We start from the raw sequence: 23,788 nt of genomic DNA, 5'->3' as shown, positions 1-23,788 counted from the left end.
TACCAACTTCATCTGAGTTATCTCCGCGATGGCTCGACTCATAACCACCTTCCGAGCAACTCCCCAAAGATGGCGCGAAGTTGTACTGTTTGGTTGTGAGCCCGGAACCTGCACCCGTCAACGGGATGAAGAGGCCACCTAGGTCGCACCACGAGGTGGCCGACGAACTGCGCGACCGGATCAGGTCCGGTGCGTTGCGGCCGGGCCAACGCATGCCGACCCAGGCGGAGCTCGCCGACGAGTTCGGTGTGGAACGCGGCGCGATACGCGAGGCGCTGCGCACCCTGCAGAGCGAGAAGCTGCTGGCGAACGTGTCCAAGGGAAGCCCCGCCACGGTCGCCGTCACCTCGAAGCAGGCGCTGTCCGGGCCCGGTGGCGTGAAGCCGCAGCCCACCATGGTCGGGCTCGCACCGCGCATCGCGGCGGCGTTCGAGGCCCCCCACGTGGAGATCGACGCGCTCTGTCTGACCTCCATCTCGCTCACGATGGCGATCGGGGAGCCGCTCCGGCAGATTCACGCCGGACAGCGGAAACCGGCCAAGGTCGACGTCCGGGTGCTGCTGCCGAGCCGCAACATCGACCTCGCCTTTCCGGCGCCGGTGGACAGCGGGGACGACGAGAGCGGCCAGGTGCACAGGCGCTGGCTCGACCAGCGGAACGCGCAGGGGCAGGTCCTGCGCCACAACCTGCGTGCGCTGCGGGCCTCGCACGGCATCGACGTACAGGTCTCGTTCCGCGCGCTGCCGTTCACGCCGCCGGTGAAGCTGTATCTGCTCAACGGCTCGGAGGCGCTCTTCGCGTACTACACGCTGGCGAAGCAGAGCGAAGAGATCGACCACGAGTACCTGGAGATGTACGACGCCCAGGGCGCGCAGTCGATGCTCTTCCCCTTCCACCAGGGTGACGGCCTGCGGGACACGACGTTCGTGGAACAGTCCCACCTGTGGTTCAACGCGCTGTGGAGCACGATCAGCCAGGACCTGGAGCTGGCGCGCGGCTAGCTCGGCGTGGTGCCGGCGGCCGCATCGGACGCGGTGCGGCTAGAGCGCGGGGCCGGTCATCGTCAGTGCGAGGACGACGGCGCCGATGGAGCTGCAGGTGGGGCTCTTCGCCTTGATGCCGACGGTCAGGAGCAGGAGTCCGACGATGCCGACGGGTCCGTACCGCCACTGGACGAACTGCTCGAAGACGACGACGGACGCTGCTGCGAGGAGGGCGAGGACGGCCATGATGGTTCCCCCTTCTGCCATCTCGGATGAGTTGGCAACCAACTTCACTTGAGTTGTCCCCACTTGGTCCCACAACATAAACAACTTCGAGACAACTGCCCTGAGATGGCGCGGAGTTGTATCGTCTGGTCGTGACCCAGGAGAACGTTGCAGTGAACGGCAGCAGAAAACTCACTCCCCAGGACATCGCAGACACCCTCCGCGACCGCATCCGCACCGGCGACCTCAAACCGGGCGACCGCCTCCCCACGCAAGCGGTGCTCGCGGAGGAATTCGGCGTGGAACGCGGGACGGTGCGGCAGGCGCTGAGGACACTGCAGGACGACGGACTACTGGCCAACGTGAGCAAGGGCAGCCCCCCACGCATCGCCGCGGAACCACCGGGACCGACGTCGGCGGCCTCGGAACCCCAGGCCTCGATGGTGGGCCTGGCACCACGGCTGGCGGACGCGTTCTCGGAGCCGCAGGTACAGATAGACGTCGTGTCGTACACGGCGGAGACGCTGATCCTGGCGCTCGGTGATCCGCTGCGGCGCATCCACGAGGGCCTCATCCGCCCGGAGTCGATCAACGTCCGCATCCTGCTGCCCAGCAGCGACATCGACCTCGCCTTTCCCAGACCGGTCAACGGCCAGGGGGACGCGGACGGCAGGGTCCACCAGCGCTGGCTGGCACTGCGCAACACCCAGGGGCAGGTCCTGCGCCACAACCTGCGCGCGCTGCGGGCCTCGCACGGCATCGACGTGGACGTCTCGTTCCGCGCGCTGCCGTTCACGCCCCCGGTGAAGCTGTACCTCCTGAACCAGCGGGAGGCGCTCCTCGCCTACTACACGATCGAGCGCAGCATGCTGGACTTCGGCAGCGCGGAGATGGAGGCGTTCGACGTGTCCGGACTGAAGTCGCCCCTGTTCTCCTTCGAGAGGAGCGCGGCCCCGCGGGACGCCGCGTTCGTGGACGAGTCCCAGAAATGGTTCGACGCGCTCTGGGCAACCATCGCGACGGAGTTGACACTCTCTTAGTGACTCCTGACACGACGCAGACTGAGTGGATGGCAGAAGAGACCGAAAAACTGCGGGAACTGATCGAACGCGCCCGCTACGTACTCTTCGACTTCGACGGCCCCATCTGCCGGCTCTTCGCCGGTCACTCGGCGGAACGGATCGCGGGTGATCAGGTCCGCTGGCTGGAGGAGCGGGGGCTGCGGGGCCTGCTGACCGAGGAGGAACGAGAACAGCCCGACCCGCACGCCGTGCTGCGGGCGGTCGACCGCAGGCACCCCGGAAGCGATCTGGTGGCCGAGCTGGAGGAACGGCTCACGCATCAGGAGCTGACGGCGGTCGCGTCGGCGTGGCCGACCCAGTACGCGGATCCGCTCATCATGACGTGGCACGCGAGCGGCTCCCGCCTGGCCATCACCACCAACAACTCGCCGCGAGCGGTGACCCGTTACCTCGAGGGCCGCGGCCTGAGCCAGTGCTTCGCCCCGCACATCTACGGCCGAACCCAGGACCTCCACCTCCTCAAGCCCCACCCGCACTGCCTCAACCGCGCCCTGAGCGCGATGGGAGCCGAACCCTCGGCGGCACTGATGATCGGCGACACCCCCACGGACTTCCAGGCGGCGCAGGTGGCGGGAGTGGGCTTCCTGGGCTACGCGCGTAACGAGCGCAAGGCGAAGCTGCTGAAGGACGTGGGCGCGGCTTGCGTGGTGAGCTCGCTGGAGCCGGTGCTGAGGGTGCTGCGGGGGCAGGTTTGAGGTGTTCCGTATGACCCGTCCTGCCTGAGCTTGCAGACGGATGCTGTCGGCCGAGTCAGCGAAGCGATCAACTTTGCGTCCAATTGGACTGGTTGACTGGAAGCGGTGTGTTCGGCGTCCGCCAGAGGTACGTTCGCCCTGTGGTCGGTGAGCGGACCGGTGAGGGTGGCGGCAGCGAGTTCCAGCGGGTCTCGGACGCGCTGCACTCCCGTCTGGCCGACGGCACGTATCCGCTGGACGGCCTGCTTCCCACGCAGCGCGAGCTTGCGAGTGAATTCGACGTCTCCCGCGACACGATCCAAAGGGTGATGAGGGAGCTCATCAGCGAGGGCCTCGTCCGCTCCAGGCAGGGGAGCGGCTCGCGGGTGGTGAAGGTGCAGCTGGCCCACATGAGCGGGGGCGGGCAGCGGGGGAGCGGCGTCGGCAGGGTCTCGCTCGGCCCGATCATCGGTGCGGCCTTCGAAGCCGCCGAGGTCACCCTGGACGTCTACACCCTCACCTCCGAATCGCTGGACGCGCACATCCGCGTACAGGCGGAACGTATACGTGTCCGGGAGATCGCCCCGCAACGCATAGCCGTCCGCATCCTGCTGCCCTCCGAAGACCTCGACCTGCCGTACCCCCGCGCCAAGGACGACCCGGACGACCCGCGCCCGCAGCAGCGCCTGCGTGACATCACGCGTCGGCACACGGCGTCGCTGCGCAACGCGCTGCGGGACCTGCACACCGAGGGGGTGGTGGCGGAGGTGAGCGTGGAGGTGCGCCGGATTCCGCTGCCACCCGCCTTCAAGCTCTACCTGCTCAACGGCTCCGAGGCCCTGCACGGCCCGTACGAGGTGATCGAGCGCCGCATCCAACTGGACGACGGCGAGGAGATCGAGGCCTTGGACGTGCTCGGCCTGGGGTCGGCGCTCACGCACTATGTGCGGGACGCGGAACCGGAATCGCAGGGGACCCTCTTCGTCGACAGCATGCAGGCGTGGTTCGACTCCTGCTGGCGGCTTCTCGTGAAGTCGTAAGCGATGGGCCACGAAACGGAAGTTTCTCGAACGTCACGTTCCCAGGAGTGGCGATTGCCTCGTTGAGCCCATAGTTAACCGTTCACGCGATGCGCATGGTCTCCCACGCCACTAGGGTGTGCATCACTTTCGGCTTCCTCGCGTGACTATTCAGGAGCGGCCCGTGGGCGCGTCAACTGTGTCCGATTCCCGGTCTCAGGCGCGCCCGGAAGAGGCCGATGCCGACGAAGCGGACGACGCCGACGATCCGTACGGTCTCTTCTTCGAGGACGCCGTGCGGCACGGGGACATGAGCGGTGGACACCACAACCGGAACTACGTGCATCCGCTGACGGCGCCCATGGCCGAGCTGGTCGGGCGGGAGGCCGGGGAACCCGTCACCGTACGGCTGCGAAGGCAGGACGCGCTGCCGGTCGTCATCCGGACCTGGCAGGACGAGTCGCAGATCCTGCGGGCGATCAAGGGCGTGCTGCCCCATGTACCGGAGTGCCTCGCCAAGCGCGGCGACTCCGCCGTGCACAGCTATGTGGAGGGCGTGCCGTTCTCCAGCATCTGCCAGAACGGCAAACCGGTCGACTCCCTGCTGATCAGGGCCCTGGCCGAGCTGCTCGCACAGATGACCCAGGTACGCAGGGAGGCGCTGCCTCCGTTGCCGGCGGACTGGCCACGGTCCGGCAAAGGCAGGTCGTCCTTCCTGCGCACGCTGGTGCTCCTTGCCGAACACCAGATCCGTCGGCCCAATTGGGCGGAGTTCGGTGGGCTGTTCGCCGCTCTGGGCATCCCGGAGGACGCCTTGCTCAGGCTGGCGGATCGCGTGCCCGCCATGACCCGCCGCCCCTACAGCCTGCTCCACACAGACCTGCACCGCGACAACGTGATCTTCTCCTACGGCGGTGAACCGCCGCTGATCTGCGTGGACTGGGAGCTCGCCACCTACGGCGATCCGCTGCACGACCTGGCCACGCACCTCGTCCGTATGCGGTACCCGGAAGACCAGTGGGACGAGGTGATCGGTTCCTGGGCAGAGGCGATGGAGCGCCTCAGACCAAGGGCCGTGCACGGACTGGACCAGGACCTCGACCACTACGTGGCCTTCGAACGCGCCCAGTCCGTCTACCCGGACGTGATGCGCGCGGCCAAGTCCCTGGGCGACGCGCCCGACCAGAAGAGCCTCGACGATGCGACGTACATGGTGCGTGGAGCCTTGGAAGCTGCCGCCGCCCCCCTGCAGTTGCCGGGCGTGTCGGACGAGGACGAGATCCAGCGGGTGTTGTTCCGTTGGCGGGCAGCCCGGTTCGGCGGACGTGCCGCGGGGGTGCGACAGGTGACCCCGATCTCCTGGGAGCCGGACCAGCGCGTGCCGGAGCGTCCCGACTTCCCCCGGTCCGCCGTGCTCGACGCACTGGTCGGGGAAGGGGCGGCGCCTGCCTCCCGGGTCTACAAGGGGACGGCTCACCTCAACACCGTGGTCAGGGTGCGAGGCGTCGCTCGCCCGGTCGTGGTGCGGCGGAAGCTCGGCTCCGCCGATCGTCGCGAGCGCAGCATCCTCAGTGAACACGCCGTTCTGCGGGTCATCGAGGAGTCGGGCGAACCTGTGCGGGCGCCCCGCGTGCTGGCTCTGGGGACAGGTGACCTGAAGGACCAGTTCGCGATCCACTCCTACGAGGGGCCGGGCACCGGGGATCTGCCGCCGGACCACCCCGTGAACGGCCTGCGCCCGGCCGAGGCCAACCAACTGGTGGACCAGCTGTCCGCTCTGGTGCGCATCGACAGCAGTCAACTGGACCCCACCGCCCACGAATCGGACTTCTACCCCTGGCTCTGCGATGAGCTGGTGCGGCTCGTCAGGGAGCTGCCGAGGGAGTCCCTGAAGCTGGCCAGAGAGCTCGGCCTGCCGGGCAGCTTCCGGCTGCGAGAGCTGCTGGGCCGCCACCGGCTGACACCGCGCCGGGCCTCTCTGCTGCACGGAGACCTCAACCCCTGGAATCTCGTGCGCCATGAGCACGGCGACGCACTCACCGTCATCGACTGGGAGATGGCGATGGTCGGCGACCCGTTGTACGACTTGGTCCGCCACATGCATCTGACCCCGACCCGTCCGGAGATCAGGCAGCGCATGTTCGGCCGCTGGGTGCAGCGGCTTCCGCGCGAGTGCACGATCGGATGGGAGGACGACTGGCCCGTGTACCGCTGGATCGAGGTGGTCCGGTCCGCCTACGTGGACCTGGACCGGCTGGTCACCGGCACGGGCCTCGACGCCCCCAACGTGCAACGCGCCGTGGACTCGTACGCGATGACCCTGGCAACGGCGACGGCGTCCCTGGGCCTTCGGCCCAGCACGACGGCGAATCCCTATCTGGCCCGGGCCCTTCCGCACGGACAGCAGGGAGCGGGGCGGGATCCCGCCCTCAAGCCGTCCGCCTCCTGAACAGCACCCCCGAAGCCCCCACCGAAGCCGCCAGGATGCCCGTGCACCAGGCCAGTGCCACCCATGGTGTTGAGCCCACCGGTTGGTTGAGGAGTAGGCCCCGGAGGGATTCGATCACGTGGGTCACCGGCTGGTGTTCGGCGATGGGCCGGAGCCAGGGCGGCATCGTGGAGGTGGGGACGAAGGCGCTGCTCGGGTACGGGAGGAAGCTCACGAAGAACGTGAAGCCGCCCGCCGCCTCCGGGGACTTGGCCAGGAGGCCGACTGCTGCCGAGAGCCAGGACAGGGCCAGGATGAAGGCCAGGAGGATGGCTGCTGCCGCCAGCCAGCCGGGCAGGGTTGCCGTCGGGCGGAAGCCGATCGTGAAGGCCAGGGTCAGGACCAGGGTCGTGGCGATGAGGTTGCGGGCCAGCGAGGCGGCGACGTGGCCCGCCAGGATCTGCGCACCGCCGATGTCCATCGAACGGAAGCGGTCGATGATGCCGCCCTTCAGGTCCTCCGTCACCGCGATCGCCGTGTTCGACGAGCCGAAGCCCGCACAGAGGAGGAGCACTCCGGGCACGACGTACGTGACGTACGACCGGGTGTCCGTCTTGATCGCGCCGCCGAAGAAGTAGACGAAGATCAGCAGGATCATCACGGGGAGCGCCATGGCGGTGACCAGGGCGTCCACGTTGCGGCGGCTGATGCGGATCGCGCGGCCGGTCATGATCAGGGCTTCAGACATGGGCCGTTCCCAAGGTGTGTGACTGTGGCGACGGGCCCGTCAGGGTCAGGAACACGTCGTCCAGCGTGGCCGTGTGGAGCGTGAAGGTCGCGAAATCCGAGCGGGCCGGGTCCAGGTCGTCCAGCAGGGCTCGTACGTCCCCTGCCGTGCCGTCCGTCGGGAAGCCCAGCGTCAGGGTTTCGGGGGCGTGGTGCGTGGCCCTGTCGGTCAGGCGCAGATAGGCCTCCCGGGTGGTGAGCCTCGCCTCCAGGCGGTGGCCCGGCAGATGGGATTTGAGGGCCGATGGCGAGCCTTCCGCCACGATCTTCCCCTCGTGCAACACCGCCACCAGGTCCGCCAGTTGGTCCGCCTCCTCCAGGTACTGCGTCGTCAGGAAGACCGTCGTGCCCCGCGCCGTGAGGTCGCGTACCACCTCCCACATCTCGTGGCGGCTGCGCGGGTCCAGGCCCGTCGTCGGCTCGTCGAGGAAGATGACCTCCGGCTCACCCACCAGGCCCGCCGCCAGGTCCACCCGGCGGCGCATGCCTCCCGAGTACGTGCGGACCAGGCGGTCGGCTGCCCCCGTGAGGTCGAAGCGGGCCAGCAGTTGCGCCGCCCGCGCGCGAGCCGCGGGGCGGGACAGGCCCGCTAGCCGCGCCATCATGCGGAGGTTCTCCGCGCCGGTCTGCGTCTCGTCGACCGCCGCGAACTGGCCGGTGAGGCTGATCGCGCGGCGGACCTCGCGGCGCCCCGTACGGATGTCATGGCCCGCCACCCGCGCCGTGCCCGCGTCGGGCGTGGTGAGCGTGGTGAGGATGCGGACCGCTGTCGTCTTGCCGGCGCCGTTCGGGCCCAGGAGGGCGAATACCGTGCCGGGCGGTACGTGGAGTTCTATGCCGCGGAGCACGGGGACGGAGCGGCGGCGGGTGCTCGAACCGGATTTGGCTCCAGGGTCGGGACCGTCTCCGGCTCCGGCCCCGGCTCCGGCTCCGGCTCCGGCTCCGTAGGTCTTGGTTAGGGATGTCGCTTCGATGGCTGGGGTTGGGGTTGGGGTTGGGGCTGGGGCTCGGGTGGGTGGCATGCGGTTGACCTTTCCGGCTTGCGGCTCGTGGCTCGTGGCTTGGCGTGGGCTCTTTGGCTGGGTCTCGCTTTATTGCGTATGACCTACGCGTTACCATGTAAGGGTTACGCAGAAATACGATGTGCGTCAAGAAGGGCGGCCCGGCAAACAGGAAGGCGGCGGCTCATGGCGGCGGACGGTGACGCGCAGAGCGGCGCACAGGACCAGGGCACGGGGCTTTCCGTGAGCCTCGAAACCGCCTGGGGGCTGCGGGAGCGGCCGTCGAAAGGGCCCAAGCCCGGCCTGAGTCTCGAACGCATCGTCGACGCGGGGATCGCGGTCGCCGCGGCGGAAGGGATCGGCGCCGTCTCCATGGGGCGGGTCGCCAAGGCGCTCGGCGTCTCGACGATGTCGCTGTACCGGTACGTCTCCGCCAGGGACGAGCTGTACGTCCTCATGCAGGACGCGGCGACCGGCGCCCCGCCCGAGATGCCCGCCGACATCACGGGGTGGCGGGCCCGGTTGGAGTGGTGGGCGCGGGCTCAGCGCGAGGTCTTCCGGCGCAACCTGTGGCTCGTGCGCGTCCCCATCACGTCACCGCCCGCCTCGCCCCACTCCCTGGAATGGATGGAGCAGGGGCTCGCGGCACTCGACGACAGCGGGCTCGACGAGGGCCGCAAGATTTCCGTGCTCATGCTGATGGGCGGGTTCGTGCGCAACGAGGTCGCCCTCATGGCCGATCTGGACGCGGCCATGAGGGCGGGGGGCCAGGAGCCCGACGAGGTGATGCGGCGGTATGTGCGTACCGTCGACGCGCTGACCTCGACCGCGCCCGAACGGTTCCCGGCGCTGCGGCGGACGCTCGCGGCAGGCATCTTCGACGCCGCGGACACCGAGGACACGGACTTCGAGTTCGGGCTCGGGCGCGTGCTCGACGGGGTGGCGGTGCTGGTCGAAGACCGGTGATGGCGACGACCACCTTTTAGGCGTACCGCGCCGCTCTCGATCCTTCTGACGTACCGCGCCGCCCCCGCTCCTTCAGGCGTACCGCGCCACCTCGCTCCTTCAGGCGTACCTCGCCAGCCCCGACCGCAGTTGCCCGAAGGCCCTGTTCGCCGCTACCACCGCGTCCGGCCACACCGACTCCGCGCTCTCGCCCGCGTCGATGCGGCGCCAGTTCTCCATGGCGAGGATGCGCTGTACGGCGATGATCTGGCCGGCGGCCAGTCGCGCGGCCAGTGCCTCAGCGTCTGAAGCCGCCTCGCCGAGCGCATCGCCCAGCGCCCTCTCCGATCGCTCCTGATACGCGTACAGCCGCGCCACCAGCGACGGCGTCCCGTACAGCAGGCGGTGGAAGGCCAGTACGTGGACGTTGTCGCAGAGGCCGGTCACCGGGTCCCCGCGCTCCAGACCGTCGAGGAAGTGGCGCTGCAGGGCGTCCAGGGGAGAGCGTTTCGCGGGGCGTCCGGTCACCACGCGTGCCGCCTCGTCCACGTGGTCGGCGAACCGGTGCAGTACGAGGTCCTCCTTGGCCGGGAAGTACCGGAACAGGGTCGGCTTCGAGATCTCGGCGGCCGCCGCCACCTCCGCGACAGACACCTTCTCGAAGCCCTTCTCCAGGAAGAGCGCGATGGCCGCGTCGGAGACCGCCTCGTACATCCGCTGCCGCTTGCGTTCGCGCAGGCCGGGGCCGCTGCCGCTGCCGCTGTCCCCTGCGCCCTCACCCGTGGCCGCTTCTTCGTCCGTCATGGCGGGAGCCTATCCCATCGGTGATTCGCGGTAACGAATGTAACTCGGTAACGAGCGTGACCATGCAATAAATTTAACTCGGTTACATTATTCTTGGGCGCATGACGCCACTCGACGAAGCCCTGGCCCGCGAACGCCGCTACCACGACACCTGCCGCACCGCCCTCACCGGCATGGTCGACGGCGCCGAGGAACAGGTCGTCAACGGAGCCGATGTCTCCGCGTCCGGCGCCGACGCCGAAGTCCTCGGACACCAGTTCCGAAGCCACGCCAAAGCGATGCGCGAACTCCCCGAGGCCCCCCTCTTCTTCGGCCGCCTCGACTTCGCCGCCGACGGGCCCGAAGCCGCCGTGGCCGGCGATCATCGCGGGCAGAGCTACCACGTCGGCCGCCTCCGCATCACCGAACATCCCTCGGCCCCGCCCCTCGTCGTCGACTGGCGTGCCCCCGTTTCCCGCGCCTTCTACCAGGCGGGAGCCCGCGACCCCCAGGGCGTCGCCGTCCGCCGCCGCTTCGGCTGGGCCCCCGGCAGCAAGGGCGACTCCGCCGACCTCACGGGCCTGGAGGACGAACCGCTGGCCGCGCAGCCCGCCCCGAACGCCGCACCCGCACCCGTCCCCGCGCACAGCAGCCGCATCCTCGCCGGAGAGATCGAGCGCCCCCGCGTCGGACCGATGCGCGACATCGCCGCCACCATCCAGCCCGAGCAGGACGACCTCGTCCGCGGTGAACTCACCGCCTCCGTCTGCGTCCAGGGCGCCCCCGGCACCGGCAAGACCGCCGTCGGCCTGCACCGTGCCGCGTATCTGCTCTACACCCACCCGGGGCGCGTGCAGCGCGCCGGACTGCTCATCCTCGGACCCAACCGCACCTTCCTCCGCTACATCGCCGAGGTGCTCCCCTCCCTCGGCGAGACCGGCGTGCGGCAGTCCACCGTCGCGGACGAGATCGCCAGGGCCACCGCGCCCGTGCGGGCCGAGGACGACGCGGCCGCGGCGCGCGTCAAGCACGACGCCCGCATGGCGGAGGTCCTGCGCCGCGCGCTCTACTCGCGCGTCGCACCGCCCATCCGCCCCCTCGCGGTGCCGGACGGCTCGTACACCTGGCGGGTCGCGCTCGACGAACTGGAGCGGATCATCGCGGACGTGCGCGCCGAAAAACCCCCCTACGCGGTCGGCCGCGAGCGCGTACGCACGCGGGCCGTCCGGCACATCCAGGACCAGGCCGAGCGCCGCGCCGGCGCCGTGAACAACGCCTGGCTGCAGAAGATCTCCCGCGCCCGCCCGGTCTCGGCCTTCGTCGACGCGGCCTGGCCCAAGGTCAAACCGGAGGAAGTGCTCGCCGCGCTGCTCGCCGACCCGGCGGCACGCGCCGCCGCGGCCGACGGCATCCTCGCCCCGGACGAGCAGCGGGCGATCGGCTGGGACAGGCCCCCGCGCTCGTACAAGTCGGCGAAGTGGTCCGCCGCCGATCTCGTCCTGCTCGACGAGATCGCCGGGCTGCTCGAACGGCCCGCAGGCTACGGCCACATCGTCGTCGACGAAGCCCAGGACCTCTCCCCGATGGAGGCCCGCGTCATCGCCCGCCGCGCCGGCTTCGGCTCGCTCACCGTCCTCGGCGACCTCGCCCAGGGCACCACCCCGTGGGCGGCCCGCGGCTGGCCCGAACTCCTCGGCCACCTCGGCAAACCCGACGCTGCCGTCACCCCTCTGACCACCGGTTTCCGTGTGCCGAAGGCGATCGTGGGGCTCGCCAACCGCGTTCTCGCCTCGCTCGACGTCGACGTACCGCCTGCCCGGTCGCTGCGTACGGACGGCGAGTTGCGGGTCCGGGAGGTGCGGGCCGTCGACATCGCCGCCGCCACCGTCGACGCGGTGCGTGCCGCGCTGGTCCGTGAGGGCTCGGTCGGCGTCATCGCCGCCGACGCGGACACCGCACGCCTTCGCGCGGCCCTCGCCGCGGCCGGCATCGGGAGCGCGGGCCCGGACGACCTGGGTGCGCGCGTGACGGTGCTGCCCGCGTCCGTCGCCAAGGGCCTGGAGTACGACCATGTCGTGGCCGTCGAGCCCGCCGCCATCGCGGAGGCGGAACAGCGCGGGCCCAGCCGCCTCTACGTGGTCCTGACCAGGGCGGTGTCCCGGCTCGACGTACTGCACAGCCGGCCGCTGCCGTGGGAGGACTGAGCGAGCCCGACCATGTATGCCATTGCCGTTATATAGCCGTGGGCGTATGTTCGGGGTATGCCCATACCGTTCGACGTACTCGCCGAGCCCAGCCGCCGGAAGATCCTCGATCTGCTCCTCGAGCGTCCCCACCTGGTCGGTGAGATCACCGAGCGGCTCGGACTGAGCCAGCCCGGCACGTCCAAGCACCTGCGGGTCCTGCGCGACGCGGGTCTCGTGCGGGTGCGGCAGGACGCGCAGCGCCGCTGGTACGAACTGCGGCCCGAGCCTCTCGCCGAACTCGACGCGTGGCTCGCGCACTACCGGCATCTCTGGGCGGGCAGGATCGACGCCCTCGAACGGCACCTCGACGTCATGGACGGTGACCCCTCATGAACCCGCACTCCGACACCCTCGACCCCGACGAGGAAGGCGAGCGCAGCGTCCTGCGGATGGAGCGCCGCCTCGCGCACCCGCCCGCCAAGGTCTGGGCCGCGATCACCCGGCCGGAACACCTCGCCCAGTGGTTCCCCTCCGAGGTGACCCTCGAACTGCGGCCCGGCGGCGCGATGGGCTTCCACTTCCCCGGCGACGAGGGCCCCGGCATGACCGGTGAGGTCACCGACGCCGACGAGCCCCGCCTCTTCGCCTTCAGCTGGGGCGACGACCACCTGCGCTGGGAGATCAGCCCGGACGGCCCCGACGGCCGCGGCTCGCTCCTCACCCTCGTCCACACCTTCGGTGACCGCTTCGGCGCCCCGAGCTTCGCCGCGGGCTGGCAGCTGTGCATCTCGGCGCTCGGCCAGTTCCTGGACGGCGGCCGGGCCGAGGTGAGCCGGGACGTGGGCGAGCTGCACGAGGCGTATCTGGAGCAGTTCGACCTGGGCCACGGGCAGGTCACCGGCGAGGGCATCCGTTTCGAGCGGCAGCTGGTGCGGTCCGCCGACGCGGTGTGGGCCGAACTCTGCTCGGGCGAGGTGCCGTTGGAGGGCGACACGGCGCCGGACGGTTTCCTGGCGGACGGCGTCTCCGCGGGCCCGGTCACCGCGCTGCGGGCGCCGGAGTTCCTCGCGTACGCCGTGTATCCCAAGGGTGAGGTGCGCTGGGAGTTCGGCGAGGGCACGGGCTACGGCACCCGGCTCGTCCTCACGCAGACCGGTCCGTTCGACGGCCCGGCGGCCACGGACGAGGCGCTCGCCGCGTGGCACGCCCGCATCGAACGGCTCGCGGGGCGGCTCCTCGAAGGCTGAACCGGCGACCGGCTAGTCGTCAAGGACCGCCTCCATGACCGCCTTCGCGATCGGCGCCCCGAGCTTGCCGCCCGCGATCTCCGAGCGCGGGATGTTCATGTCCTTCGGGTCGACGAAGACGGCCACCGCGACCGGGGACGAGCCGTCGTCGTTCTTGGCGTAGGAGACGAACCAGGCGTACGGCCGCTCGTCGTTGACGTTCGAGCCGTGCTGGGCGGTGCCCGTCTTGCCGCCGACCGTGACGCCGTCGATCCGCGCCTTGTTCGCCGTGCCCTCCTCGACGGTGTGCTCCATCATCTCCTGCACCTTGCCCGCGGTGTCCTCGGAGACGGCCTGGCTCAGTTCCTGCGGCTTGCCCTTCTCGATCGTCGAGAGGTCGGGGCCGCGCAGCTCCTCCACCATGTACGGCTTCATCACCTTGCCGTCGTTGGCGAGGCCCGCCGCGACCATCGCCATCTGCAGCGGCGTACTGGTCAGGCTGCCCTGGCCCATGCCGGTCAGGGCGGTCTGCGGCTTGTCGAGGCCGTCCGGGTAGCTGCTCGCGGACGAGCGCACCGGGACGAACTGCTGCTTGTTGAAGCCGAACTTCTCCGCCGTCTCGCGCATGTCGTCGTCGCCGACCTTGAGCGCGGTGTCCAGGAAGACGTTGTTGCACGACCACTGCATGCCGACCTTCAGCGAGGCCTTGTCGCAGGGGGCGCCGGGCACGTCGTTGCCGATCGTCGTGGAGCTGAGCGGCAGCTTGTAGGGGGCTTTGGCGCCGGTCTTCTCGTCGATGTCGTCGATCACGCCGTGTTCGAGGGCGGCCGCCGCGGTGAGGATCTTGAAGGTGGACCCGGGCGGATAGATCTCGCGCAGCGCCCGGTTGGAGAGCGGCTTGTCCTTGTCCTTGCTGAGCCGCGTGAACTCCTTGCCCTCCTTCTGCGAGATCCCCGCGAAGACGGAAGGGTCGTACGAGGGGGTGCTGGCCATCGCGAGCACCTTCCCGGAGCGCGGGTCGAGCGCGACGACCGCGCCCCGGGCATCGAGGTCCACCAGGCCCTGGTAGGCGGCCTTCTGGGCCTTGGGGTCGATGGTCGTGATGACGTCGCCGCCCTTGCGCTTCTCGCCGGTCAGCATGTCCAGGGTGCGGCGGATGAAGAGGCGGTCGTCGTCGCCGCTGAGCACGTCGTTCTCGACGCCCTCCAGGAAGGTCGCGCCCTGGGCCTGCGAGAAGTAGCCGGTGACCGGCGCGTACATGGGGCCTTCCTTGAAGACCCGCTGGTACTTGAAGTCGGTGCCGCTGACTTCCTTCGAGCCGGTGATCGGCTTGCCGCCGACGATGATGTCACCGCGGGGGTGGGAGAAGGCCTCGATCTGCACGCGGCGGTTCTTGTCGTGCTTCGCGAGCGACTCGCCCTCGGCGAACTGCACCCAGGTCGCCCGCAGGAGCAGGGCGAGCGTCAGCACCCCGCAGAAGACGGCTATGTGGCGCAGCGGCTTGTTCATCCGGTCCCCCCAAGACCCGTGACACCAGGTGGTGATGACGTTTCATCATGCGCCCGGAGCCACGGATCTCCTGCCTGTTGTTGCCGAATGGTCACACTTGCATCGTGTCCCGCCGATCCCCCCGCAGAACCTCGATCACGCTCGCATAGCTGTCGGAGCCGTGCCCGGCGGCACTCGCCCGCTCCATGGTGGCCTTCAGGAGTTCGGGCAGCGCGTTGTCGACACCGCGGTCGGCCGCCGCGTGGATCAGGTGCCCGATCGCCGTGATCTGTACGTCGACGGTGGCGTCGTCGCCCGGGTAGTGCCCGGCGTCCACCTGGGCCGCGTAGGTGTCGATGAAGCCCGCGACGGCGTGCCGCATCCAGCGGATGGCGACGGGCGTGAAGTCGGTGGCCCTGGTCGCGTCCGCGCCGACCATGGCCGTGCCGTGCAGCCAGCCGGTGAACGTGGACCACATCAGGCCGAGCAGGGCGGCGTCGTAGAGCGAGGCGCGGCCCGGCTCCGCGCCCAGGTACAGCGGGTCGCCCAGCGCGGCGAGCGTGGCGCGGTGGGTGTCGAACACCTCGGCCGAGCCGCTGTAGAGGAACATCATCTCCGGGTTCCCGACCCCCGGCGGAGTGGTCATGATCGCCCCGTCGAGATGACCGAGCCCCAGCGACTCGGCCCACTTCGCCGCATCGCCGGCCTGCTCCGGGGAGCCGGAGGTGACGTTGACCAGGGCTTTCCCGGCGAGGGCCGCGGCGACCGGGTCCAGGACGGCGTGCAGGGCGCCGTCGTCGAGTACGCAGGCGAGGATCAACGGGCTCGCGGCGACGGCCTCTTCGGGGGTGGCGGCGAGGCGGGCGCCCCGCGTGACGAGGGGCTCGGCCTTGGCGGGCGAGCGGTTCCAGACGGTGGTGGGGTGGCCGTTCTCCAGGAGGGCGGCGGCCAGGGCGGCGCCCATGTTGCCCAGGCCGATGACGGTGACGGGGGTCTTGTGCTCTGCGCTCGTGCTGTCGGCGTGGGCGGCCTGTGCGTTCATGTCGGCGGTCTCTGCGTTCATGCGGACCACGCTCGCAGCGGGCGGCGGCGCCGGACAGTGACAGGGGTGACGGCGGCCACCAAATTCCTGCCACGCCCCGATGCGGCCCCATCGCGGCTTACGCTCCCAGTCATGAGCGCTGGTTCCGTGGCCCTGGTCGTGACCGAGGAGATGGCGATCCCGTCCTGGGATCTGTACGAACTGAGCATCCCCTGCACGGTGTTCGGCAAGCCGCAGCCGGACCTGTCGGACCACTGGTACGACTTCCGGCTGTGCGGCGTGGACGGCGGTGAGAGCGGGGCCGGGGGTGCGGGCCAGACCGGGGGTGCGGGCGGGGCGGACTTCGGCCTGACGGTGCGGACCCCGTACGGCCTGGACGACGTCGTCGGGGCGGACACCGTCATCGTCACGTCGGTGCCGGACGCCTGCGTGGAGGAGGGCCACCCGCTGCCGGACGGCCTGGTGGCGGCGCTGCGTCGCGCGTACGACGAGGGCGCCCGCATGGTCTCCCTGTGCACCGGCGCCTTCGCGCTCGCCGAGGCGGGGCTCCTTGACGGCCGCCGGGCCACCGCGCACTGGATGCACACCGCGCAACTCGCCGCGCGGTATCCGAAGGTGGAGGTCGACGACTCCGTCCTCTACGTGGACGACGGCGACGTCCTGACCAGCGCGGGCGTCAGCGCGGGCCTCGACCTGTGCCTGCATCTGGTCCGCCGCGACCTGGGCGCGCACGTCGCCAACCAGCTGGCCCGCCGCATGGTCGTACCCGCTCACCGCCCCGGCGGCCAGGCCCAGTTCATCGACCTCTCCGTACCCGCGACGGACGACGAGGGCCTCGGGCCCGTCCTTGAGTGGGCGCGCGCCCGCCTCGACCGCCCGCTGACGGTCGACGACCTCGCGCGCCGCGCGGCGATGAGCCCGCGCACCCTCTACCGCCGGCTCCAGGCGGCCACCGGCACGACTCCGCTCCAGTGGCTGCTCAACCAGCGCCTGGCCCGCGCCCAGAGCCTCCTCGAATCGACCGCCGCCCCGATCGACAAGATCGCCGAACTGAGCGGCCTCGGCACGGCGAACAACCTCCGCCACCACTTCCTCAAGCAGGTGGGGGTGTCGCCGGGGGACTACCGGAGGGCCTTCGGGGCGGGCGCGGGCGCGGCCACCGGCTAGGGTCTGCGCTCATGCGAAACACGGAGATCGTTCGTCGTGAGGGGCCGGAGCGCAGGCGCGAGACGCTGGAACGCCTCGACAGGGAACGGGACATCTGGCTGTCGACGTCCCACCCGGAGCACGGGCCCCACCAAGTGCCCCTGTGGTTCTGGTGGGACGGCAGCGCGCTGTGGATGTGCACCGGCGAGTCCTCCGTGACGGTACGCAACGCACGGCAGGAGCCCCGGGTGCGCCTCGCCCTGCCGGACACCGCCGATGTGGTGCTCGTACAGGGCGAGGCGGAGTGCTTCGCGGCCTCCGGCGTCCCGCGGGACGCCGGGGACGGGTTCGCCGCCAAGTTCGGCTGGGACCCGCGCGAGGAGGAGGGCTCCTTCGTGTATCTGCGGGTGACGCCGAGGACGGTGCGGGCCTGGCGCGGCGAGCACGAGCTGACCGGCAGGGTTCTGATGCGGGACGGGGAGTGGGTGGCGTAACCGGCTGTCCGCGCCTGGCCCTACTTCGCGCGCGGCTGGTTGAAGCGCAGCATGTTGCCCGCCGGGTCGCGGAAGGCGCAGTCGCGGACGCCGTACGGCTGGTCCATCGGCTCCTGCAGCACGTCGGCGCCCGCGGCGCGGACCCGCTCGAAGACGGCGTCGACGTCGCTGGTGCGGAAGATGACGCCGCGCAGCATGCCCTTGGCCATCAGCTCGGCCACGGCCCGGCGGTCGGCGTCCGAGGCGTTCGGGTCGGCGAGCGGCGGTTCGAGGACGATCTCCACGTCCGGCTGCGCGGGCGAGGCGACGGTCACCCAGCGCATCCCCTCGAAACCGACGTCGTTGCGCACCTCGAGACCGAGTACGTCGCGGTAGAAGGCGAGCGCCTTGTCGTGGTCATCGACGGCGATGAAGCACTGTGCGAGGTTGATTTCCATGGGTACGACGCTACGTACCGGCGTCGGGTTTCGCTTCTCCGTTCCTGATCGGCCCGTTCTCCGCTGATCCGTCCTCCGCTGATCCGTTCTTCACCGGCCCGTCCTCCACTGATCCGTTCTTCACCGGCCCGTTCTTCACCGGCCTGGTGTGGATCTTGGTGACGCAGGCGGGGATGGCGGCGCTGGGGGAGTGGTCGCGGGCGCGGTACGCGCTCGGGCTCTCGCCGACCAGTTCGGTGAACCGCGAGCTGAAGGAGCCCAGCGACGTACACCCGACCGCCATGCAGACGTCCGTCACCGACAGGTCCCCGCGCCGCAGCAGCGCCTTGGCCCGCTCGATCCTGCGGGTCATGAGATAGCTGTACGGCGTCTCGCCGTAGGCGGCGCGGAAGCTGCGCGAGAAGTGCCCCGGCGACATGAGGGCGGCCCGGGCCAGCGCCGGGACGTCCAGGGGCTCCGCGTAGTCGCGGTCCATCCGGTCACGGGCCTGGCGGAGCCGGACGAGGTCGGAGAGAGACACGGACACACGACAAACGTTACGACGTCAGGCCGCGGAGCAGAGCGCGGCCGGGGCCACGGCCGCCGCGTGCACGGGGCGCACGGGGTGCGCGGGGTGCGCGGGGTGTGCGGCGGGCGCGGTGCGCTCTGCCGTCTTGGCCACGGTCACGGCCGCGGCCTGCGAGCGGCCGCGGGCGAAGACGACAAGACGCAGCACCGCGAACCGTGCGACGCCGGCGAACGCTGAGGCCGACAGGTAGACGACCTGTTCGAGCACCGCGCCGGGCGCCGCCACCAGCAGCTGAAGGGCCAGCATCGCCAAGCAGGTCACCGCGTACGCGGCCGCCGCGGAACCTGCCGACTGCGCGTGCTGGCGCCCGGTGGCCCGCCCGCCCGCGCCGAAGGTGAAGCGGGCGTGCAGTTCGGTGGCCAGGAGCGTGGACACCACGGTGATCAGGGCGTTGGCCAGGGCCCAGGGAATCCAGGAGGCCAGAGCGGCGACGGCGAAGCTGGAGGCGACCCCCACCCCGCCGCCACAGAGCACGAAGCGGGCGAAGGCGGTGAAGGCGCCGGGTGCCGCCGACTCCTGACGCGGTGCTGATTCCATGATCCGATCCCCTCCCTCGCGGCTTCGAGCGGCGCGTTCTCCGCTTCAGTGGTGCCATCGTGGCACACCCCTGGTGCCACGTCGAGTGATTATTGGCGCCAAGGGTGGTGTCGTAGGCGCCGAGGGGTGCCGCCTGTCTGTGAATGTGCAGGTCAGAGCCTGGCTCGCGGCGGCGCCAACATGTGCGAAATCTTTGGAGACTTCACGCGTGGGGCCGGGATGGCGGGTGGCGGTGGCGTCAAGTGGCACCCCGTGGTGCCACGCTCGGCGCCATGCTGCGGCGTGGTCGCACGGTGGCGTTCCCGGCGGCGCGATCAGTGGCGTGGCGCACTTTTGCAAGCAGGCGCTTGCAATAGTTAGCAAGGGGTGTGCAGTATCGACGCATGGCATCACTCAACGTCGGCAATCTCGGTGAGTATCTGCGCGAGCAGCGGCGCAATGCGCAGCTCTCGCTCAGGCAGCTCGCCGAGGCCGCCGGGGTGTCCAATCCGTACCTGAGCCAGATCGAGCGCGGCCTGCGCAAGCCCAGTGCCGACGTGCTGCAACAAGTGGCCAAGGCGCTGCGGATCTCCGCCGAGACGCTGTATGTCCGGGCCGGAATCCTCGACGAGAAGGAGCGGGACGAGCTGGAGACGCGCGCCGTCATCCTTGCCGACCCCTCCATCAACGAGAAGCAGAAGCAGGTCCTGTTGCAGATCTACGAGTCGTTCAGAAAAGAGAACGGCTTCGAGGTCTCCGGGTACGCGGACGACGTGGACGCCACCGCTGACGGCCCCCGCACGGCCGACGGCAGTGCTGCCGACGGCAGTGATGCCGGCACCAAGGACCACCCCACAAGCTGACCGAGCTGACCGAGCTGACGCGAATCCGGGAGGACCATCGCCATGGCCATCAAGGACGACCTGCGCAACACCCTCACCGACACCACCCCCGCCTACTTCGTCGTCGGCACCGCCGACCTGGCGTTCCAGCAGGCGAAGAAGGTGCCGGGCGCCATCGAGCAGCTGATCGCCGAGGCGCCGGCCCGTATCGACGCCGTGCGCAACACCGACACCAAGGCCGTCCAGGACAAGGCGGTCGCCCGCGCCAAGGAGGCGCAGGAGACCCTTCAGACGAGGTTCACCGAGCTGCTCGGCACGCTCGACACCGACCTGAAGAAGCTGGGCGAGAGCGCGCAGGGCTTTGCCCTCAGCTCGGTCGGCGTCGCCGCCGAGTACGCCGTGAAGGCCCGCGAGAAGTACGAAGAGGTGGCCGAGCACGGCGAGCAGGCCGTGCGGACCTGGCGCGGCGAGGCCGCCGAGGAGATCAACGAGCTGGCCGTGGCCGTCGAGCCGGACGCCGAGGAGAAGCCGGCCGCCGCCTCCGGCACCTCGGTGACGTCGGACTCCACCGAGCCGCAGGCCGCCGCCGCCCCGGCGAAGAAGCCGGTCGCCAAGAAGGCCCCGGCCGCCCGCAAGCCCGCGGCGAAGAAGACCACGCCGCCCGCCAAGTAGGCGCGCGGTACGGAGGTTGTCGTGTGAAGGGGCCGGGCACTCTCGAAGTGCCCGGCCCGTTCTCCGGGTAGCGGGTACGGTGTCCGCGTACTCAAGAGCCGAGACTGGTGGTGGACGTTGTGCTGATGCAGGGGTTCGCGAACTTCATGTGGCTGCTGTCGTTGGCGCTGATCGTCTTCAGCGGCTTCGCGCTCGTGGACGCGGCCGTCCGGCGTGAGGACGCCTATCGCGCGGCGGACAAGAAGACCAAGCCGTTCTGGCTGATCATCCTCGGGCTCGCCTTCATCGTGAACCTGATCTTCAACATCCTGTCGTTCCTGCCGATCATCGGGCTCATCGCGACCATCGTCTACATGGTCGACGTGCGCCCCGCGCTGCGGCAGATCACCGGCGGGGGCGGCGGACGCCGCGGCGGCTCCAGCAGCGACGGTCCGTACGGGCCGTACAACGGCGGCCGGTAGCCGGCCGCGGGGCCGGGCCCGTCAGCGGTCCCGGTCGAGCAGCAGTACGGCCACGTCGTCGGTCAGATCCCCGCCGTTGAGCTCACGCACCTCGTTCACCGCGGCCTCCAGGAGCTCGTCGCCCCGCAGGCCCGCCGCGATCTGGCGGCGGAGCATCTCCACCATGCCGTCCTGGCCGAGGCGCTGGTTGCCCTCGCCGATGCGCCCCTCTATCAGCCCGTCCGTGTAGAGCATCAGGCTCCACTTGCCGCCGAGCTCCACCTGGCGGCGCGGCCAGCGGGCGTTCGGCAGGAGCCCGAGCGCCGGGCCATTGGTGTCGTACGGCAGCAGCTCGGCGAGGTGGCCGTCGCGCGCGATCAGCGGTGACGGGTGGCCCGCCAGGCAGAGCCCGGCCCGGCGGCCGTCCGGGGCGATGTCGACCGTGCAGAGCGTCGCGAAGATCTCGTCGTCGGCGCGTTCGTGCTCGAGGACCTTCTGCAGCGTGCCGAGCAACTCGTCGCCGCACAGACCCGCGAAGGTCAGCGTCCGCCAGGCGATGCGCAGCTCGACACCGAGCGCCGCCTCGTCCGGGCCGTGGCCGCAGACGTCGCCGATCATGACGTGCACGGAGCCGTCAGGGGTGCGCACCGTGTCGTAGAAGTCGCCGCCCAGGAGCGCACGCGAACGCCCCGGACGGTAGCGCGCGGCGAACCGCAGCGGTGAGCCGTCCAGGAGCGGCGTCGGCAGCAGGCCGCGCTCCAGCCGGGCGTTCTCCTGGGCCCGCAGGCGCGACTCCGTCAGCTGGCGCTGGGCGGCGTCCGCGCGTTTGCGCTCCACGGCGTACCGGATGGCGCGGCTCAGGAGCCGCCCGTCCAGCTCGTCACGGAAGAGATAGTCCTGGGCGCCGACCCGCACGGCCTCCGCGCCGCCCTCGGTGTCACCGCTCGCGGTGAGCGCGAGCACGGCGTGCCGGGGCGCGAGGCGCAGGACGTGCTTGAGCGTGGCGAGCTCGTCCGCTTCCTCCTCCGGGGTGCTCGCGGGGCCCGCGAGGGCCAGGTCGAGCAGGATGCAGTGCACGTCGTCGGTGAGCAGCCGCTCGGCCTCGGTGAGGTTGCGGGCGGTGCGGACCCTGATGGGCTTGCCCGCGGAGTCGAGCATCTGCGGGACGCTCAGGGAGCCCACCGGGTCGTCCTCGATGACCAGGAGGCTGAGGCCGGGGCCGCTCGCCTGCTGATCCATGTCCCTGGACGTGGACAAGCGCCCCACGGGGGCGGGTACGGGTTCGGGCGCCTGCACGGGTGCGGGCTTCGGTGTCGGCAGAGCGTGAGCCTGACCGCCTTCCGCGGCCGGGATCGCTCTCTGCCGCGGTATGGGTGCGGGCATGGCTTCGGTTTCCTTCCCTCCCCCCGAGGGCATGGTGGATCGACGGTCGAACGCTCCACCGACGGGGACCATAGCGGTAGGCGAGCCCCGATTGGAATGGCGCGCGGCAAACAGCCAGCGTCATATGCCGCATCAAGGACCGCAATTGGGCACGACAGCCTCCGACAGGGATGACGAACATCACGCCCGGAGGGTTGAGAGGCGCGCCCGAGGTGCGGTGGGTCACATGACGTGGCCCACAGGGGCCGCCGGGCCGGTCCGCCGGGTGGGGTGGATGGTGTCCGGACGCCTACTTGTCGGGCCGCACGACCCCGAGGATCTTCATCGAGCCCGCGCCCGCGACGGTGACATCGCGGCCGGGCCGCGGCGCGTGCACGATCGCGCCGTCACCCACGTACATCCCGACGTGGCTGGCGTCCGCGTGATAAATGATCAGGTCGCCGGGGCGCATGTTCTTGATGTCGATGTGCGGGAGCTGCTTCCACTGCTCCTGTGACGTACGCGGAATTCCCTTGCCGGCGGCGGCCCAGGCCTTGGACGTGAGGCCGGAGCAGTCGTACGACGAGGGGCCCTCGGCTCCCCAGACGTACGGCTTGCCGATCTGCTCGGTGGCGAACTCGACGGCCTTCTTGCCCGGGCCGGTCGCCTTGCCCTTGATGTCCTTCATGACGCCCGAACTCACCCAGGCCGACTGCTTCTTGAGCTGGGCCTCCTCCTCGAGCTTCCGGAGCCGCTCGAGCTCCTTCTTCTCGAGCTTGGACTCCATCTCCTCGGCGGCCGCGATCTTCTTCTTGATCTTCTTCTTCGACGCGGCCTTCGCCTTGCGGTTGGACTCCAGCTTCTTCCACTGGGCGGTGGCGTCCTTGGAGTAGATCCGCAGGTCTTCCTGCGTCCGCTCCATCTCCGTCAGCATGCCCTTGGTGGCCTTGTGGCCCTGCCGCATCCGCCCGGCGCCGTCCAGGAACTCCTGGGGGTCCTCGCTCAGCATCAGCCGGGCCTCGGAGGAGACCCCGCCGCTGCGGTACTGGGCGCGGGCGGCGGCGCCCGCGCGGGACTTGAGCTTGTCCAGCTTCTGCTGGCCCTTGGTGATCGAGCGGGCGAGCTTCACGATCTGCTTCGACTGCTTCTCGCTCTTCTCCTCCGCCGCGTTGTACGCGTCCGTGGCGACGCCCGCGTCGTGGTAGAGCTTCTCGAGCTCCTTGCGCAGCTCCTCAAGGGAAGTGGTGCTGCCGGGCGTTGGCTTCGCCGGACTCGCGTGGGCCGTGCCCGGTGCGCTCAGCACCACTGCCGCGCACATCAGCGCCAGGCCAGCCACAGTCGAACTCCGCTTGCCGGTCACGTCCGCCTCCCCCAGAACTGATTTACCGTCAGTAACTTACGAGTGCACCGGGGATGGTGCCATGCCGGCGCGCAATGCGACAG

25 protein-coding genes are annotated in these 23,788 nt (G+C 70.2%); 14 read left to right on the top strand and 11 right to left on the bottom strand.

The genetic code is table 11. The features are described from left to right. Positions 1-89: 89 nt before the first annotated feature. Entirely contained in the window at positions 90-1,001 is a 912-nt protein-coding gene (locus ACWD02_RS26605) for a FadR/GntR family transcriptional regulator (protein WP_451214934.1), read from the top strand. 39 nt (positions 1,002-1,040) lie between these two features. On the opposite strand, the gene ACWD02_RS26600 is transcribed toward ACWD02_RS26605, so the two are convergent. Continuing rightward, entirely contained in the window at positions 1,041-1,229 is a 189-nt protein-coding gene (locus ACWD02_RS26600) for a hypothetical protein (protein WP_451214933.1), read from the bottom strand. Positions 1,230-1,354: 125 nt separating this feature from the next. Between ACWD02_RS26600 and ACWD02_RS26595 the strand changes: the two genes are divergently transcribed. The 4 genes from ACWD02_RS26595 (at position 1,355) to ACWD02_RS26580 (ending at position 6,432) form a co-directional block, all read left to right on the top strand. Beyond that, a complete protein-coding gene (locus tag ACWD02_RS26595; protein WP_451215008.1) occupies positions 1,355-2,248 on the top strand; it encodes a GntR family transcriptional regulator in 894 nt (297 codons plus the stop codon). Next, positions 2,197-2,985 (top strand): HAD family hydrolase, encoded by a 789-nt coding sequence (locus ACWD02_RS26590; RefSeq protein WP_451214932.1) that lies wholly within the window; start codon positions 2,197-2,199, stop codon positions 2,983-2,985. Before ACWD02_RS26595 ends, ACWD02_RS26590 begins: the two co-directional genes overlap by 52 nt. A gap of 140 nt (positions 2,986-3,125) precedes the next feature. After that, positions 3,126-4,004 (top strand): winged helix-turn-helix domain-containing protein, encoded by an 879-nt coding sequence (locus ACWD02_RS26585; RefSeq protein WP_451214931.1) that lies wholly within the window; start codon positions 3,126-3,128, stop codon positions 4,002-4,004. A 289-nt stretch (positions 4,005-4,293) separates the two neighbouring features. Beyond that, complete coding sequence (locus ACWD02_RS26580) at positions 4,294-6,432, top strand: aminoglycoside phosphotransferase family protein (protein WP_451215007.1); 2,139 nt, start codon at positions 4,294-4,296, stop codon at positions 6,430-6,432. Here the strand turns inward: ACWD02_RS26580 and ACWD02_RS26575 are convergent. Continuing rightward, complete coding sequence (locus ACWD02_RS26575) at positions 6,413-7,159, bottom strand: ABC transporter permease (protein ID WP_451214930.1); 747 nt, start codon at positions 7,157-7,159, stop codon at positions 6,413-6,415. The genes ACWD02_RS26580 and ACWD02_RS26575 overlap by 20 nt on opposite strands. Continuing rightward, a complete protein-coding gene (locus tag ACWD02_RS26570; RefSeq protein ID WP_451214929.1) occupies positions 7,152-8,219 on the bottom strand; it encodes an ABC transporter ATP-binding protein in 1,068 nt (355 codons plus the stop codon). The genes ACWD02_RS26575 and ACWD02_RS26570 overlap by 8 nt, the downstream gene beginning before the upstream one ends. Before the next feature lie 165 nt (positions 8,220-8,384). On the opposite strand from ACWD02_RS26570, the gene ACWD02_RS26565 reads away from it, so the two are divergent. Further along, the gene (locus ACWD02_RS26565) at positions 8,385-9,164 is read left to right on the top strand and encodes a TetR/AcrR family transcriptional regulator (protein WP_451214928.1); all 780 of its coding nucleotides are present in this window, start codon (positions 8,385-8,387) and stop codon (positions 9,162-9,164) included. Between the two features lie 99 nt (positions 9,165-9,263). Here the strand turns inward: ACWD02_RS26565 and ACWD02_RS26560 are convergent, their stop codons facing one another. After that, positions 9,264-9,947: a TetR/AcrR family transcriptional regulator gene (locus tag ACWD02_RS26560; protein ID WP_451214927.1), complete on the bottom strand. Its 684-nt coding sequence runs from the start codon at positions 9,945-9,947 to the stop codon at positions 9,264-9,266. 101 nt (positions 9,948-10,048) lie between these two features. Here ACWD02_RS26560 and ACWD02_RS26555 point away from each other — a divergent pair, with 101 nt between their 5' ends. Genes ACWD02_RS26555 through ACWD02_RS26545 form a run of 3 tightly spaced genes read left to right on the top strand, consistent with a single transcriptional unit; the run spans position 10,049 to position 13,359 of the window. Then, positions 10,049-12,130 (top strand): HelD family protein, encoded by a 2,082-nt coding sequence (locus ACWD02_RS26555; RefSeq protein ID WP_451214926.1) that lies wholly within the window; start codon positions 10,049-10,051, stop codon positions 12,128-12,130. Between the two features lie 57 nt (positions 12,131-12,187). Then, positions 12,188-12,505, top strand: a complete 318-nt coding sequence (locus tag ACWD02_RS26550) for an ArsR/SmtB family transcription factor (protein WP_451214925.1) — start codon at positions 12,188-12,190, stop codon at positions 12,503-12,505. Beyond that, complete coding sequence (locus ACWD02_RS26545) at positions 12,502-13,359, top strand: SRPBCC family protein (RefSeq protein ID WP_451214924.1); 858 nt, start codon at positions 12,502-12,504, stop codon at positions 13,357-13,359. The genes ACWD02_RS26550 and ACWD02_RS26545 overlap by 4 nt, the downstream gene beginning before the upstream one ends. A 12-nt stretch (positions 13,360-13,371) precedes the next feature. Here the strand turns inward: ACWD02_RS26545 and ACWD02_RS26540 are convergent, their stop codons facing one another. Both ACWD02_RS26540 and ACWD02_RS26535 read right to left on the bottom strand, forming a co-directional pair. After that, a complete protein-coding gene (locus ACWD02_RS26540; protein ID WP_451214923.1) occupies positions 13,372-14,847 on the bottom strand; it encodes a peptidoglycan D,D-transpeptidase FtsI family protein in 1,476 nt (491 codons plus the stop codon). Positions 14,848-14,938: 91 nt separating this feature from the next. Then, the gene (locus ACWD02_RS26535; protein WP_451215006.1) at positions 14,939-15,868 is read right to left on the bottom strand and encodes an NAD(P)-dependent oxidoreductase; all 930 of its coding nucleotides are present in this window, start codon (positions 15,866-15,868) and stop codon (positions 14,939-14,941) included. A gap of 153 nt (positions 15,869-16,021) precedes the next feature. Here ACWD02_RS26535 and ACWD02_RS26530 point away from each other — a divergent pair, with 153 nt between their 5' ends. Both ACWD02_RS26530 and ACWD02_RS26525 read left to right on the top strand, forming a co-directional pair. Next, positions 16,022-17,035 carry a helix-turn-helix domain-containing protein gene (locus tag ACWD02_RS26530; protein WP_451215005.1) on the top strand — a complete coding sequence of 338 codons (1,014 nt, stop codon included), beginning with the start codon at positions 16,022-16,024 and terminating at the stop codon, positions 17,033-17,035. An 11-nt stretch (positions 17,036-17,046) separates the two neighbouring features. Further along, complete coding sequence (locus ACWD02_RS26525) at positions 17,047-17,508, top strand: pyridoxamine 5'-phosphate oxidase family protein (protein WP_451214922.1); 462 nt, start codon at positions 17,047-17,049, stop codon at positions 17,506-17,508. Between the two features lie 20 nt (positions 17,509-17,528). On the opposite strand, the gene ACWD02_RS26520 is transcribed toward ACWD02_RS26525, so the two are convergent. The 3 genes from ACWD02_RS26520 to ACWD02_RS26510 form a co-directional block, all read right to left on the bottom strand. Continuing rightward, a complete protein-coding gene (locus ACWD02_RS26520) occupies positions 17,529-17,945 on the bottom strand; it encodes a VOC family protein (RefSeq protein ID WP_451214921.1) in 417 nt (138 codons plus the stop codon). Positions 17,946-17,955: 10 nt separating this feature from the next. Next, complete coding sequence (locus tag ACWD02_RS26515) at positions 17,956-18,420, bottom strand: helix-turn-helix transcriptional regulator (protein WP_451215004.1); 465 nt, start codon at positions 18,418-18,420, stop codon at positions 17,956-17,958. Between the two features lie 69 nt (positions 18,421-18,489). Then, the gene (locus ACWD02_RS26510) at positions 18,490-19,050 is read right to left on the bottom strand and encodes a hypothetical protein (protein ID WP_451214920.1); all 561 of its coding nucleotides are present in this window, start codon (positions 19,048-19,050) and stop codon (positions 18,490-18,492) included. A 383-nt stretch (positions 19,051-19,433) separates the two neighbouring features. On the opposite strand from ACWD02_RS26510, the gene ACWD02_RS26505 reads away from it, so the two are divergent. The 3 genes from ACWD02_RS26505 (at position 19,434) to ACWD02_RS26495 (ending at position 21,004) form a co-directional block, all read left to right on the top strand. Then, positions 19,434-19,892, top strand: coding sequence for a helix-turn-helix domain-containing protein (locus tag ACWD02_RS26505; RefSeq protein ID WP_451214919.1), 459 nt, complete (start codon positions 19,434-19,436; stop codon positions 19,890-19,892). Between the two features lie 42 nt (positions 19,893-19,934). Continuing rightward, positions 19,935-20,543 (top strand): hypothetical protein, encoded by a 609-nt coding sequence (locus ACWD02_RS26500; protein ID WP_451214918.1) that lies wholly within the window; start codon positions 19,935-19,937, stop codon positions 20,541-20,543. A gap of 107 nt (positions 20,544-20,650) precedes the next feature. Next, complete coding sequence (locus ACWD02_RS26495; protein ID WP_451214917.1) at positions 20,651-21,004, top strand: DUF2516 family protein; 354 nt, start codon at positions 20,651-20,653, stop codon at positions 21,002-21,004. A gap of 21 nt (positions 21,005-21,025) precedes the next feature. Here the strand turns inward: ACWD02_RS26495 and ACWD02_RS26490 are convergent, their stop codons facing one another. Further along, positions 21,026-22,222 (bottom strand): PP2C family protein-serine/threonine phosphatase, encoded by a 1,197-nt coding sequence (locus ACWD02_RS26490; protein ID WP_451214916.1) that lies wholly within the window; start codon positions 22,220-22,222, stop codon positions 21,026-21,028. Positions 22,223-22,655: 433 nt separating this feature from the next. After that, positions 22,656-23,663 (bottom strand): NlpC/P60 family protein, encoded by a 1,008-nt coding sequence (locus tag ACWD02_RS26485; RefSeq protein ID WP_451215003.1) that lies wholly within the window; start codon positions 23,661-23,663, stop codon positions 22,656-22,658. Between the last annotated feature and the right edge of the window lie 125 nt (positions 23,664-23,788).

It is taken from the genome of Streptomyces sp. NPDC002853 (genome assembly GCF_053591915.1).
The sequence above is the reverse complement of the archived record's forward strand: the minus strand, read 5'-3'. Positions and strand labels throughout refer to the sequence as shown.

Excerpts from the sequence above, each read along its gene's own strand:
- ACWD02_RS26600 (WP_451214933.1), bottom strand. The coding sequence starts at position 1,229 with ATGGCCGTCCTCGCCCTCCTCGCAGCAGCGTCCGTCGTCGTCTTCGAG.
- ACWD02_RS26590 (WP_451214932.1), top strand. The coding sequence starts at position 2,197 with ATGGTTCGACGCGCTCTGGGCAACCATCGCGACGGAGTTGACACTCTC.
- ACWD02_RS26580 (WP_451215007.1), top strand. The coding sequence starts at position 4,294 with ATGAGCGGTGGACACCACAACCGGAACTACGTGCATCCGCTGACGGCG.
- ACWD02_RS26575 (WP_451214930.1), bottom strand. The coding sequence starts at position 7,159 with ATGTCTGAAGCCCTGATCATGACCGGCCGCGCGATCCGCATCAGCCGC.
- ACWD02_RS26570 (WP_451214929.1), bottom strand. The coding sequence starts at position 8,219 with ATGCCACCCACCCGAGCCCCAGCCCCAACCCCAACCCCAACCCCAGCC.
- ACWD02_RS26565 (WP_451214928.1), top strand. The coding sequence starts at position 8,385 with ATGGCGGCGGACGGTGACGCGCAGAGCGGCGCACAGGACCAGGGCACG.
- ACWD02_RS26560 (WP_451214927.1), bottom strand. The coding sequence starts at position 9,947 with ATGACGGACGAAGAAGCGGCCACGGGTGAGGGCGCAGGGGACAGCGGC.
- ACWD02_RS26555 (WP_451214926.1), top strand. The coding sequence starts at position 10,049 with ATGACGCCACTCGACGAAGCCCTGGCCCGCGAACGCCGCTACCACGAC.
- ACWD02_RS26550 (WP_451214925.1), top strand. The coding sequence starts at position 12,188 with ATGCCCATACCGTTCGACGTACTCGCCGAGCCCAGCCGCCGGAAGATC.
- ACWD02_RS26545 (WP_451214924.1), top strand. The coding sequence starts at position 12,502 with ATGAACCCGCACTCCGACACCCTCGACCCCGACGAGGAAGGCGAGCGC.
- ACWD02_RS26540 (WP_451214923.1), bottom strand. The coding sequence starts at position 14,847 with ATGAACAAGCCGCTGCGCCACATAGCCGTCTTCTGCGGGGTGCTGACG.
- ACWD02_RS26535 (WP_451215006.1), bottom strand. The coding sequence starts at position 15,868 with ATGAACGCACAGGCCGCCCACGCCGACAGCACGAGCGCAGAGCACAAG.
- ACWD02_RS26525 (WP_451214922.1), top strand. The coding sequence starts at position 17,047 with ATGCGAAACACGGAGATCGTTCGTCGTGAGGGGCCGGAGCGCAGGCGC.
- ACWD02_RS26520 (WP_451214921.1), bottom strand. The coding sequence starts at position 17,945 with ATGGAAATCAACCTCGCACAGTGCTTCATCGCCGTCGATGACCACGAC.
- ACWD02_RS26515 (WP_451215004.1), bottom strand. The coding sequence starts at position 18,420 with ATGGACCGCGACTACGCGGAGCCCCTGGACGTCCCGGCGCTGGCCCGG.
- ACWD02_RS26510 (WP_451214920.1), bottom strand. The coding sequence starts at position 19,050 with ATGGAATCAGCACCGCGTCAGGAGTCGGCGGCACCCGGCGCCTTCACC.
- ACWD02_RS26505 (WP_451214919.1), top strand. The coding sequence starts at position 19,434 with ATGGCATCACTCAACGTCGGCAATCTCGGTGAGTATCTGCGCGAGCAG.
- ACWD02_RS26500 (WP_451214918.1), top strand. The coding sequence starts at position 19,935 with ATGGCCATCAAGGACGACCTGCGCAACACCCTCACCGACACCACCCCC.
- ACWD02_RS26490 (WP_451214916.1), bottom strand. The coding sequence starts at position 22,222 with ATGGATCAGCAGGCGAGCGGCCCCGGCCTCAGCCTCCTGGTCATCGAG.
- ACWD02_RS26485 (WP_451215003.1), bottom strand. The coding sequence starts at position 23,663 with ATGTGCGCGGCAGTGGTGCTGAGCGCACCGGGCACGGCCCACGCGAGT.